This is a genomic window from Lactobacillus sp. LL6 (assembly GCF_007570935.1).
Classification (GTDB): domain Bacteria; phylum Bacillota; class Bacilli; order Lactobacillales; family Lactobacillaceae; genus Lactobacillus.
Genome location: NZ_VLLR01000001.1, coordinates 27058 through 39742, shown reverse-complemented (window position 1 = coordinate 39742; position 12685 = coordinate 27058). Strand labels below are relative to the sequence as shown.

The following is a 12685-nucleotide window of genomic DNA, read 5'->3' as shown; positions in this document are numbered from 1 at the left end:
ATGAGATAGAAAGACGAGGTTATTATTATGTTGAACATGAAGAAAGTTATCACAGTAGTTTCAGGTTTGGTTCTTGGTTTAAGTTTAGCTTCAAGCACAGTTGAAGTTAGTGCTGCTACTTTAGCACCAGCTCCTAAGCTTACTCAAGCAGAAGATATGCCAACTAACCCTGCTATTCAAAAAGGTGATAAAGTTTTCGTAGTTGTTCAAGATACTAAGAAGCAAACTGTTTCTGTTTACAATAAAGATGCTAAAAAAACTTCAAAAACTATCAAGATGGGGACTACCTGGACTGCTAAAGCCACTAAGAAAGTCAACGGAAAGAAATTAGTTCGCGTTAACAAATCTGAATGGCTTAATGCAAAAGACCTCGTTAAGGACTAATTCTATCTCATAACCATTCATCATAAGGACTAGGGAAAGAAAAAGAAGCATTTCGACATGAAATGCTTCTTTTTTTACCTTAAATTTCATTTTTAGTTACAAATTATCTTTTGGATTTAAATCAAGTTTTGGATTCAAATTACCAATATGACCAGATTCTTTCCCCATTGTAGGAGCAATTTGTGCATTAATAAGGCTTGGTTTGCCACTTTCATAAGCTTCATTTAATGCTTTAATCATTTCATCGTGATTAGTTACAAAGTAACTATTTCCACCAAAAGCCTTAGAAAGATACTCATAATGAGCATTATCATTCAATTGCGTTGGACCTGGCTGATCTGGAACCACTTGGTCAATTCCATTGTAGATTCCGCCATTATTAACAACTACAACAGTAATTGGCAAATTATAACGACAAATTGTACTCATTTCCATTCCATCAAAACCAAAAGCACTATCACCATCAAGTGCAATTACATGCTTTCCAGTTTCAACAGCTGCAGCAATCGCATAGCCTAAGCCAATTCCCATCACGCCCCAAGTACCAGTATCAATTCTATGGCGTGGTAAGTTCATATTAATAAGGTCACGACCGATATCCAAAGTATTTGCCCCTTCACTTACTAAGTATGTATCTGGGTGTTTTTGGAATAATTGATTAATCGGCTCGATTGTTCCATAATAACCAAATTTCGGAGCAGTAAAGGATGCTTCAATTCTAGCTGAGAATTTGGCATCATTTTTCTCAACATCTTGTTCAATTCTATCAAGCCAATCTTGTGGAGCTTGAACACCAGCTTTTTTAACAGCCGGAACTAATTTTTCTAATACTGACTTAATATCTCCTTGAAGCGGAGCTGAGATTTTACGGTTTGAATCAAATTCAGTAGCATCAATATCTACTTGAATGAACTTTACATCTTCTGCAAATAATGGTGATTCCCCATTTGAAAGCATCCAGTTAAGTCTTGCCCCAACTAATAAGACTACATCTGCATTATTAAGTGAAAGTGATCTTGCAGCAACTGCAGAAGATTTATGAGTATCAGGAAGCAATCCCTTAGCCATAGACATTGGTAAAAATGGAATACCAGTTTCTTCAACTAATTCCTTAATCTCATCTTCACTTCTAGCATATGCGGCACCTTTTCCAAGTAAAATCAAAGGACGCTTAGCGTTCTTCAAAAGTTTAACAGCACGATTGATTGCTTCATCAGAAGGTAATTGTTTTGGAGCTGGGTCAACTAATTTATAAATTCCGGTTTCTTCTTTTGTCGCCATATCAGTAATAGTTGCAGCCGGCAAGTCCAAATATACACCGCCGGGACGACCACTTACTGCAGTTCTAATTGCACGAGCTACAGCTAATCCCATATCTTGTGCGCGGTCAACTCGGTAAGCAGCCTTACAAAATGGTTTTGCAATGTTGTATTGATCCATACCTTCATAATCGCCCCTATTTAAATCAATAATGTGACGATCAGAAGAACCTGAAATCATAATTAATGGAAAACAGTTTTCAGTTGCTTGAGCTAATGCGGCAATCCCATTTAAAAACCCTGGCGCAGAAACTGTCAATGCCAAGCCAGGCTTTCCAGTTAAAAAACCAGCTGCAGCTGCAGCATCAACAGCGGAGTCTTCACGTCTAAAGCCGTAATATTTCATTCCCTTAATTTGAGCTAGTCTTGCAAAGTCAGTTACAGGAATACCTACAACACCATAGATATTGTGCAAACCATTTGCTTGCAAAGCATCAATAAGTAAATCTGCCCCTGAAAATTTGGTTTCATCGGCCATAATAATCCTTCTTTCAATAATACACGATAAAATATAGCCACTACTTCAACGCTACTGTAATCTTTTTAAAAATGCTTTTCAAGCCTTTGCACTTGTAATTCATTTTATTTGTATTCCCTTATAAATGAGACTATGGTTAGCATGAATAGGTTTATTTTATATTAGCTCTATAAGCTTAATGGCATTATTTCAATACTTATTAAGTCTAAGGAACTGTATTGTTTGATAAGGAGATAATTATGACTAGCATACTTATCAATGACATCGTTCCAATCCTTGTCATTATGATTTTAGGATATCTGTGCGGTAAATTTCGTTTCTTTGATAATGACCAAAGGCAAGGGTTAAATAAATTAGTTCTAAATATTGCCCTTCCTGCTGCGTTGTTTATCTCTATTGTAAAGGCTACACGCTCAATGTTTGCACAAGATATAGTCTTAACTTTAATTTCTGTATTTGGTGTAACAGGATTGTTCATGCTAAGCTATTTTCTTGATAGAAAAATGTTCCACCGTAATACTCAAGAAGCTGCTGTTTGTGCGTTGATTGCTGGTTCACCTACTATTGGATTTTTAGGATTTGCGGTACTTGACCCAATCTATGGTAACAATACCACCACCAACCTAGTTATAGGAATAGTTTCTATTGTAGTTAATGCTATTACTATTCCAATTGGACTTGCATTAGTTGAAAAAGGACAAGAAAAAACACGTCATGAAGTAGCTAAAAATACATCCACTAAAACTACCACTGTCACAATTCCCGGAAGAAAACCCGGAGAAAAAGCTATTTCACGCGATATTCCTGACGGCGTGCCTGTTACAGATGAAGAAGCAAAAGCACTCGGCGAAAAAGGACTTGATCGTGAAATTGACTTAGTTCGAGCTGAAATGCATGATCATGCTGGCGAAAATAATAAAGCTAAAAAGATGAATCCTACTTTGAGAGCTATTTTAAATGCGGTTAAACAACCAGTTGCAGCGGCTCCTCTTCTTGCAGTTATCTTTGTTTTAATTGGAATTCACATTCCAAATTCATGGGCACCAACTTTCGATTTAATTGCTAAAGCAAATGCCGGAGTTGCAGTTTTAGCTGCTGGTCTTGCACTATCAACAGTTAAATTCACAATTGATAAAGAAGGTATTTGGAATACTTTCTATCGTTTATTCTTCACTCCAGCCGTAATTGTAGCTGCTGCTTATATCTGCGGAATGGGTAGTGATCCAATGAAAATTTCAATGCTTTGCTTGGCTACTGGTTTACCACCTGCATTTTCTGGAATTATTATTTCTAGTCGTTATAACATTTATGTCAAAGAAGGTGCTAGTTCTGTTGCCATTTCTACTGTAGTCTTTGCAGCCAGTTGTATTTTCTGGATTTGGTTCTTGCCAGTATTACATGGAATGCTTCACTAAAAATAACAACTAATAATAACTATTGCATGGAAATTGCTCCATGCAATTTTTTGTTAAAAAACGTTATTAATAACAAAATTATTTTTATTTTTTGTTATTGTTTTTTGGCACTTTTAACCCCTTATCCCTTGCAGGAGTAAGACTTCGTCTCTTAAAACTTTTTATAAAAAATACTTGCATTTAATAACTAATGTTATATAATAGAATTGTCAAGAGGAAATGAAGAGTTAATAGAATCGAAGGTATTTAAAATGATGAACGTTAAAGGTTTTGTAAAAGTTGTTTCTAGTGTTGTTGTTGGTATGAGTCTTATGGGTGTTGCTTCTACTGCTCAAGCTGCTAGTTTCGAAGCTCCAAAGCTAGGTATTGCACAAGAGATGCCAACTAACCCAAGCATTCAAAAAGGTGAAAAGATCTTTGTTACTATCAAGGACACTAAGAAGCAAACAGTAGCAGTTTACAACAAGGATGCTAAGAAGACTTCAAAGACTGTAAAGATGGGTTCAACTTACACTGCAAAAGATGTTAAGAAAGTTCATGGTAAGAAGATCGTTAAGATTAACAAGAGTCAATGGCTTAGCACTAAGGATGTTGTAAAGGATTAATTTACAAAATTAAATACTTTTCGATCTATAAAAAGAAATCAGGCATTCTATGAGAATGTCTGATTTTTGTTATTTCTTAATAATTTTGGTGTATAATAATTTTCAATTTCGGAGGTATAAAAAATGCTTTCACTATTATTAGCATTATTCCTAATTTGGTTCTTGTTCAAATTAGGAATTGGATTTATTAAAATTCTGATTGCACTTGTTGCTATCGGATTAACATTCGTATTTTTTGCATATTTAGTAATTCCACTTATCGCAATCTTATTTGTTGGTGGATTATTATTCGCGATAATTAGTTAAGGAAAAAACGGACCGTTCAAGTGTCCGTTTTTAATTTATTTTTTCATGAATCATTTTAATGTGGGGACTCCCAGCAAGTATGAATTCTTTACCTATTGTCCTAAAATTATACTTTTCATAATAACCCTTAACAGGTACTTGAGCTTCAATTTCAATTTCTTTTTCAGGAAAATAATCTCGAATCGCCTGCATGATTTTATCCATTAAAGGATTACCCAGTCCTTTACCTCTATGCGATTTTTTTATCACTACACGACCAAAAGTAACAACATCATTATCTTCTAAAAATACTCTAGCATATGCAATCACTTCATTATTTTCGTAATTAAAAACATGAATTGCATCAAAATCATTCTTATCTAAATCTTGATACAAGCGCTTTTGTTCAATCGTAAAGACCTCTTGTCTAAGAGCTAATATTTTATAGAGTTCATGAGTATTTAATTCATTAAAAGTTTTAATTTTCCACATTGTCTATACCCTTCATAATCAACTCAGCCAACAACTTATACCCTTCTTTACCAAAATGAAGTCCGTCGTTTTTTATACCATGACAAAGATTTTCTAAATTACCATGCTTAATCATTTCTTGAGCTAAATCAAGATAATTAAATTTATATTCCTGAGCAACTTCTTCTACAACTTTTGCATATTGTTTAACCAAAAAATTATTCCTAACTCTTTGCTTATTTTCATCAACTGCCGGCGGAGATACTAGAATTACATTTTTGGGCCAATATAAACAAATAATACCCGAAGCAATTAGCTCCATATTTCTTTTAAATTGTTTTATTGGAACTTGTTTATGCGTAGCTAAGTCATTAGTTCCTAGTAAAATCACGATTTTATCACAAGTTGGTGCTTTTAACACTGATTCACTAAGTCTTGCAAAAAAGGCTCCAGAATTTATCCCAGAAACAGCTGTATTAACTAATTCAATATTTCCTAATCTTCTCTTTAATTCATAATTAATTCGGGGTTCATTTAACCCTTCATGACGTGCAATTATGCTATCACCGGTTAGAAGAATCTTCATATTTTTCCTTCTTAGTTTGCTTAATGTCCATTACATCTAATAAAAATGTAAAAATAGGAACACCAACAATTAATCCCCAGGTTCCCCAGAAGTGCTCTGCAACCAACAAAACTAAAAATGTATAAAAAATCGGAAGTTCTGTTTTACTTGCCATAAATTTAGGATTTAAAACATAGGCTTCTAAGGCATGAATAATCATAATAATCACAAAAATATAAATCACATAGCGAATTCCACCAACTGAATAAGCAATGATACTTAATGGAATTAGTGAAATAATTACACCAGCTACTGGAATTAAACTTAAGATAAATACCATTAATCCCAAGGCAATTATTTGTGGCATTCGCATAACCGCTAAACAAATCATAGTTAAAATGGTATTACAAATTGCAATAAAAAATTGCGCTTCTAAAACAACTCCAAAGGTATTAACAAATTTTTTACCAAAATATCTAATATCCTCAAATAACCACTTAAAATATCCACTTTCTGTAAATAAACGTGAAAATTCATTCATTTGCTTTAATTCAATAGTATAAAAGAAGCTCAAAATTAATGACATAAAGGTTGCCACAGTTAGAGTACCAATACTAGTAACTGCATGAACCATGATTGTACCGACATTTTTAGCTTGTGAGACAAGTTCAGTTTTATTAACATAACGATTAACATAATCCATAACGCCATCCATTTTATTACTTTGATAAAAAGTCACAACAGATTGCGCTATTTTGCTAATTTGACTAGCAAGCATTGGAATATAAATCGTAATTACAAAATAAAGTAAAATCAATATTATTAAATATGTAATTATTACTATTAATTTTGACGGTGCTTTTGGAAAATGCTTTTGTACTAATCGAATCAAATGCACAACAATATAAGTAAAAATAAAAGTGAGCAAAATCGTATTCATCATTGCGCGCATTTCATAAAGAACCGCAATAATCAAAAATAGCACTACAAAACGTCGAAACGGTACGTTTTTCTTAAATCTTTGCCAAGCTGTATCCATAAAAAACCTCATTTCCTAGGAAATACTTACATAACATTATAAGTGTAATAATTTTTTCTTGCACGAAAAATTAATTAATGATATTCTAATTAAAAATAATTTTACAAGGAGACAGTTATGTTTATTTTACATACCATGCAATTTTCATCAAGTTCCTCCTCAAGTTCTAGTTAACTTGAGTGATTTTGGTATGCAAAAATAATACACGCTTAAGCCGAATTCACTTAATCAACAGATTTTGTGGGTTCGGCTTTTTTTAGGAGGTTTTTTATGGATAAGCAGCAAAACAATGACTTAAAACGTACTTTAGGCTTTGGAAGTGCTATTTCAATAGTTATTGGAACCATTATAGGTTCAGGAATTTTTTTCAAACAAGCTTCTATTTTAGATAATGCTGGCTCTTCTACCATGGCAATTGTCGCATGGGTATTTGGTGGATTAATTACACTAGCTGCTGGATTAACAATTGCTGAAATCGGTGCTCAAATGCCATATACTGGTGGACTTTATGTTTATATTGAAAACCTTTATGGTCGTCTTCCCGGATTTTTAGCGGGATGGATGCAAGTTATTATCTATGGACCTGCTATTATTGCATCAGTTGCTGGTTTTATGAGTATTATGATGACTAATCTTTTTGGACTAGATGCTAAATGGCGAGTGCCTCTTGCATTAATTACAATTTTATTTATTGGTGGACTAAACTTTTTTGAAAATAAAGTCGGAGCTGCTTTTTCAGTTATTACTACTATTGGAAAGATGATTCCAATTGCCGCTATCATTATCTTTGGAATTATTTGGGGACACCAAGATGCCTTTGGTCAAACACTCTCTGAAGTTAATCGTTCAACTGGTGGCTTTGGTGTTGCAGTACTAGCCACTTTATTTGGGTATGATGGTTGGATTTTAATTGCTAACCTTGGTGGTGAAATGAAAAATCCTCAAAAACTTTTACCTAAAGCCATCATTGTTGGTATTAGCACCGTTTTAATTATTTATACCTTAATTACCATTGGAATTTTACGTTTTATTCCTGCAGCTACTCTTCATGCACTTGGAGAAAATGCTACTTCTTACTTAGCTACTAAGGCTTTTGGTCATATCGGCGGAAAACTACTTTCTATTGGAATTATTGTTTCAATGATGGGTACATTAAATGGAAAAATCATCACTTTCCCACGTATTATTTATGCAATGGCTAAGCGGGGAGATTTACCATTTTCACGTTTTCTTTCATATGTAACGCCAAAAGGAAAATCTCCAATCACTGCTACACTTTTTATTGTTGTATTAGCTACTATCATGATGCTATTTTTTGATCCAGATCGTTTATCCGACCTTTGTGTATTTACAATTTATTGCTTCTATGTTCTAGCATTTTTTGGAATTTTTATTTTAAGAAAGAAAAATACTAAGCGCCCTTTTTCAACTCCTCTTTATCCATTTGTTCCAATAATTGCAATTGCTGGTGGAATTTTTGTTTTAGTTAGTGAATTAATAAATGACCCAGCTGGCGTAATTCTCTTTATTGGAATTGTTATTGTAGGACTTCCTGTTCTTTACTTAGTTAAAAAGCTAGACGGAAAACGTCTTAAATAATACAAAAAACGACCCTCAAGTTTTAGAGAGTCGTTTTTTCTATGTATGAGAAAATTGTATTTTGTTTTCAATTGAGGAAAATAAGTGTTAATTTTGAAAGGCTAAAATTTAACTTAACTATTATCAACTTCCTTTCTGGGGGATTCAACTTAATTAGATTATCTATATAATAAGCATTAAATGTGAAGATTTTTAGTTAAAAAGGTTACGAAATGGTAAAGAAAAAGATGGTATCTGTTTAAGATATCATCTTTTTAATTAACATTGATTAAAAACCAAATAATAATATACTTTCACCTTGATTTTCAATAGTGTCAGATTTCTTTATTTGATTAAGAGATTTCAAAACAAATTTGCGCTGACTGCCTTTCAGCTTTTTAGCTTGAGTGATTGCAGATCTTAAATCTTTTTTATCAGCAGCAGAAAGCTTAGTATTATTTCTATTAACTATTTTCTTTAAGAACTTAGTTACATTATGCATTGATTTATCATTAAGATAATAATATTGCAAACTTGCCTGTGTTAGCCATGCAGAATATTTTTTATTTTTAGAAGCAACTAAATACATTGGAGTGTAGGAAACTGCACCTTTAGGTGGAATGGTTGTTTTTTCAATTCTAAATTTTATCTTTTGAACTTTTTTAGGACTAATTGTCTTTCCTTTGAAAGGTACTGCCGTTTTTAAAGCTTTATTGTAGGACTTTTTACCAACATAGATTTTATTATTAATATGTTTATTTAAAATCCTTAAAATGTACCCTTCTTTATTTAGTTTCGTTTTAGTTACAGTAACTGTAGGTTCACTATCTGAAGTTTTAGCTTCAACTTTATTTGTATGGAAACTAATGATTCCTAATGCTGATATTACCAATACTAACCCACTGAATATTTTTTTCAGTCTCATTTTTATCTCCTAAAAACTAATCATCAACTAAAATTAAACCACTCTAAAAATAGTTTTTAACTACTAGCAATTCATTACAATTACTTTCAGCAATCTACACTTCTTTTCATTAATAATTTCATAAATATCTTCATTTACATCCTAGCACAATATATAAATTTGTTAATTATTATTGTGAATTACACTCTCATCAAAAGTATTCATATTTCTAACGCCAGTATACATCATTAGTTCAGAAAGTTGCTGATTCATTTTTTCTAGCTTTTCTTCTACAGCTTTAGTTCCACCATCAAGCAATTCTGGTAAAATTCCGCGACCAATAAGCACACTATCTGCTCCCATTGCTAAGGCTTTATAAGCATCATAACCTGACATTAATGAACCATCTACAAAAATGGTCATATCGCTATCTGCCAAAGCTTCTTTAATTGCAGGTAAAACTTCTAGTGGCGGAACACCAAAAGGAAGGCGACCATGATGGTGTGATACAACAATTGCCTTGCAACCTGCATCTCTTGCTTTTACTGCATCACGCACTGACAAGACACCTTTTGCAACAAAGGGCAACTTGGTACTTGCTACATAACTACTTAAATCTTCTTGTGTAATTGGTCCTAAAGGAATACCGTCAACTACATCATACTTACCATTATTTCCCGGGACATGATCAATATCAATTCCAACAGCCACTGCACCAGTCTCTTCAGCGACCTTGATTTCTTCTAAAATCTTACTATGGTCAGCAAATGGCTTAATAATTCTGACAGTATCTGCACCTGCTTGAACAATCTCCTTGTATTCTTCATTGGTCTCCATACCAATCCAATTAAGAAGATTCATGTTCTTAGCTGCGGCAGCCTTTTCTTGCATTGGCTTGCGTGTCTTATCATCTAATACCTTATTAAGGTGAGATAGTGCTGCTAAAGTTAATGGTGAAGAATATTTTTTACCAAAAAGTGTAGTAGTTAAATCTGGTTCAATACTGTCAATAACACGCATTTCAACCAGCAAGTTATCTAAATATGCCCGATTGTGAACGTTGGCATCGTCTGCCTGACCACTAGTTACTGGAATCATGCCTTTAGGACCTGGCCAAGGACTCTTAATTTCTTTTGATTCTGCCTTTTTTAATTCATTTAATTCTTTTTTTGAAGCGCCAGTTACAGCATCATTATTTTGGTTCATATTAATATCTCCTTTGGTATGTTTTTAGAATTATTTTAGCATTCTAAGTTTTCTATAGTTATCTTTTTGCATATCATTGTTATTTTAATTAATTTAAAATTAGCATTGACTTGCTTTTTTAATATTTTATAATAAAAATATTAAAAAATAATCACATTAAGGAGTTTTCACACTATCGCCATGCAAAACACCGTACTCAAAGCAAATAATATTTCGCGCTATTATACTGATGAAAAAACTAAAGAAAGCTTTCATGCCATAGAAGATATTTCTTTTTCTGTTCATCAAGGAGAAGTTGTGTCCTTTGTTGGACCTAATGGCGCTGGAAAAACGACCTTGCTTAAATCTATTTCAAATTATCTTGTGCCAACGTCTGGCACTGTTGAAATTATGGGAATTAACTTACTTCATCATCCTAAAAAAGCACGTCAAAATTTAGGCGTAGTCTTTGGGGGAGACAGAGGGTTTTATAATAATGCATCTGCTCGTGATAATTTAGAGTTTTTTGCAAGATTACTTGATGTTAAAGAAAAAGACATTAAACATAACGTTTCAGAAGCTTTAGAAACAGTTAACTTACTTGATGTCGCTGACAAAAACGCCAGCACCTATTCTAAAGGAATGCTCCAGCGGCTTCACATTGCTAGAGGTCTAGTGAACAAGCCACAAATATTAATGCTTGATGAGCCAACTGTTGGTCTTGATATTGAATCAGTTATTGCAATTCGTGATTTAGTTAAAAAACTAGCTGACAGCGGCTGCGGAATTATTCTCACTAGCCACAACATGAATGACATTGAGACTTTAGCTGACAAAATCTTCTTAATTGGTGGAGGAAAAATTCACTATGAAGGAAGTCTTGAGGGAGTAAAGCAATTTGCCAAAGTTGATAATAATGCTAGTCTAGCTGATGCTTATTTGGCAATCAGTGATGAATTAAAGCGAAAGTAACAAGTATGAGATTTTTAAAACTGACACTTTTTCAATTAAAACTCTACGTCAAAAATTCTTATTTTATAAATTTAGTTTTAGTTGAAACAACAATGATGCTTTTATACGAATATTTAGCCCATTACGTTACTAAAGATTACACAGGAAGTGAATGGCTAATCGCGGGAATCATGGGAACTTGGGCTTCTTGTACAACTAGTGCGGGAGCATTAGGCTATCAGAGATTTCAAGGAACGTTGATGTATTTATTGAACACAGGAATTTCACGAGAAGAAGTTCTAATTGCTACACTATCCCCTGCTGCAATTTATGGACTTATTGCTTTTCCCTTAGCTGGAATTGAAGCCTTGGTTTTAGGAATGCCATTGAAGTACTTAGATTTACAATTAATAATTGGAGTTCTATTATTTTGGCTTGCATCCGTAATTCTAAGCTACTTAATTAGCTTATTCTTCTTATTAACTAAGAATGCCATGCAATATGAAGAATTAGTTCTTTTACCAATTTTATTATTATCAGGAATGCTAACAATTCCGGCTGCTTTTGAAAAAGTAATTCAGCCATTTCAATTATTAAGCCCACTCAGCTTGCCAATTAGGATTATTTACCATCAAACAATTTCAACGAACTGGATTATTTCTTATATTTTAATATTAGGACTGCTCTTTATTTTAGGAAAAGCCCTAACTAATTATGTCGTTCAGCGAGCATTCAAAGAAGGGAGGCTGAATGTATTTTGAGTTCAACTTATCGTGTAACTTTGCGTTCAGTTGCAAATTTTGATAGTTTTCAAACTATCCTAGTAGACTATTTTTTAATGCCTATTATTTCCCTGGTAATGTTTTTGCTGATTGCATTTAATTCAACTCAAGATTATAGTCGTATTTTGCTTGGAACGATTATTACAACTGCCATTGCAACAGGAATCGGCGTTATATCTGCTTCAAGTGTCTATGATCAAAACATCGCAATGACTGATGAAGTCTTTTCCATCAGACCTTCTTTTAGAAGATATTGGCTGCCGAAGTTCATTATTGCTGGCGTTACGGCAAGTTGCGAAATTTTAGTCTTAGGAATAATTGGATTATTTGCTCTTAAAGAGATTCACTTACTTGGAAAATTAATTCTGAGCCTGCCTTTAGTCGTTATAACTTTGGCTTTACTCGGATATTTCGGCAGCATCTTAGGTATTAAAAAAGAAAATCCATATTGGCTTACCAACTTCATTAGTGCATCTTTAGTTTTGTTATCGGGAGTAATTATTCCAGTAGCCCAATATCCTACTTGGTTGAAGATTTTTGCTACACTTTTCCCTATTAGCAATATCTTAGACTGGATATTAGATAAGGATATTCTAAATTACGATTTATTAATTATTATCGGGAAATTATTACTATGGTGGATTGTTTGCATATTTGCAACTAAAATCATTCAGAGAAATTATAGTAGAAATTAAAATAGCCAAAATTGTGTCATATTTGATAC

General features: G+C 33.2%; 14 protein-coding genes. 8 read left to right on the top strand and 6 right to left on the bottom strand.

The genetic code is table 11. From position 1 onward, the window contains the following. Positions 1 to 27: 27 nt before the first annotated feature. Positions 28 to 384: an SLAP domain-containing protein gene (locus tag FOD82_RS00220; RefSeq protein ID WP_144354516.1), complete on the top strand. Its 357-nt coding sequence runs from the start codon at positions 28 to 30 to the stop codon at positions 382 to 384. Positions 385 to 480: 96 nt separating this feature from the next. Here FOD82_RS00220 and oxc read toward each other — a convergent pair whose 3' ends face one another. After that, positions 481 to 2181, bottom strand: a complete 1701-nt coding sequence (gene oxc / locus FOD82_RS00215; protein WP_144354515.1) for an oxalyl-CoA decarboxylase — start codon at positions 2179 to 2181, stop codon at positions 481 to 483. Between the two features lie 239 nt (positions 2182 to 2420). Here oxc and FOD82_RS00210 point away from each other — a divergent pair, with 239 nt between their 5' ends. From FOD82_RS00210 to FOD82_RS00200, 3 genes are all read left to right on the top strand, one after another. Continuing rightward, complete coding sequence (locus FOD82_RS00210; protein ID WP_144354514.1) at positions 2421 to 3596, top strand: AEC family transporter; 1176 nt, start codon at positions 2421 to 2423, stop codon at positions 3594 to 3596. Between the two features lie 251 nt (positions 3597 to 3847). Then, a complete protein-coding gene (locus FOD82_RS00205) occupies positions 3848 to 4201 on the top strand; it encodes a hypothetical protein (RefSeq protein ID WP_144354513.1) in 354 nt (117 codons plus the stop codon). A 123-nt stretch (positions 4202 to 4324) separates the two neighbouring features. Continuing rightward, positions 4325 to 4507 (top strand): hypothetical protein, encoded by a 183-nt coding sequence (locus FOD82_RS00200; RefSeq protein ID WP_144354512.1) that lies wholly within the window; start codon positions 4325 to 4327, stop codon positions 4505 to 4507. Between the two features lie 30 nt (positions 4508 to 4537). Here FOD82_RS00200 and FOD82_RS00195 read toward each other — a convergent pair whose 3' ends face one another. From FOD82_RS00195 to FOD82_RS00185, 3 genes are read right to left on the bottom strand one after another with little or no spacing between them, the layout of a single operon-like run. Then, positions 4538 to 4978: a GNAT family N-acetyltransferase gene (locus tag FOD82_RS00195; protein WP_144354511.1), complete on the bottom strand. Its 441-nt coding sequence runs from the start codon at positions 4976 to 4978 to the stop codon at positions 4538 to 4540. Then, a complete protein-coding gene (locus FOD82_RS00190) occupies positions 4965 to 5543 on the bottom strand; it encodes an SGNH/GDSL hydrolase family protein (RefSeq protein WP_144354510.1) in 579 nt (192 codons plus the stop codon). The genes FOD82_RS00195 and FOD82_RS00190 overlap by 14 nt, the downstream gene beginning before the upstream one ends. Further along, positions 5521 to 6561: an AI-2E family transporter gene (locus FOD82_RS00185; protein ID WP_144354509.1), complete on the bottom strand. Its 1041-nt coding sequence runs from the start codon at positions 6559 to 6561 to the stop codon at positions 5521 to 5523. The genes FOD82_RS00190 and FOD82_RS00185 overlap by 23 nt, the downstream gene beginning before the upstream one ends. 270 nt (positions 6562 to 6831) lie before the next feature. Between FOD82_RS00185 and FOD82_RS00180 the strand changes: the two genes are divergently transcribed. Continuing rightward, positions 6832 to 8160 (top strand): amino acid permease, encoded by a 1329-nt coding sequence (locus FOD82_RS00180; RefSeq protein ID WP_144354508.1) that lies wholly within the window; start codon positions 6832 to 6834, stop codon positions 8158 to 8160. 268 nt (positions 8161 to 8428) lie between these two features. On the opposite strand, the gene FOD82_RS00175 is transcribed toward FOD82_RS00180, so the two are convergent. Next, a complete protein-coding gene (locus tag FOD82_RS00175; RefSeq protein ID WP_144354507.1) occupies positions 8429 to 9064 on the bottom strand; it encodes a hypothetical protein in 636 nt (211 codons plus the stop codon). A gap of 162 nt (positions 9065 to 9226) precedes the next feature. Continuing rightward, entirely contained in the window at positions 9227 to 10249 is a 1023-nt protein-coding gene (locus FOD82_RS00170; protein WP_144354506.1) for an alpha-hydroxy-acid oxidizing protein, read from the bottom strand. Between the two features lie 180 nt (positions 10250 to 10429). Here FOD82_RS00170 and FOD82_RS00165 point away from each other — a divergent pair, with 180 nt between their 5' ends. The 3 genes from FOD82_RS00165 to FOD82_RS00155 are packed head-to-tail and all read left to right on the top strand — an operon-like array spanning position 10430 to position 12656. Continuing rightward, positions 10430 to 11200, top strand: a complete 771-nt coding sequence (locus FOD82_RS00165; protein WP_144354505.1) for an ABC transporter ATP-binding protein — start codon at positions 10430 to 10432, stop codon at positions 11198 to 11200. Positions 11201 to 11205: 5 nt separating this feature from the next. Continuing rightward, positions 11206 to 11940: an ABC transporter permease gene (locus FOD82_RS00160; protein ID WP_144354504.1), complete on the top strand. Its 735-nt coding sequence runs from the start codon at positions 11206 to 11208 to the stop codon at positions 11938 to 11940. Then, positions 11937 to 12656 carry an ABC transporter permease gene (locus FOD82_RS00155; protein WP_144354503.1) on the top strand — a complete coding sequence of 240 codons (720 nt, stop codon included), beginning with the start codon at positions 11937 to 11939 and terminating at the stop codon, positions 12654 to 12656. Before FOD82_RS00160 ends, FOD82_RS00155 begins: the two co-directional genes overlap by 4 nt. Positions 12657 to 12685: the final 29 nt, after the last annotated feature.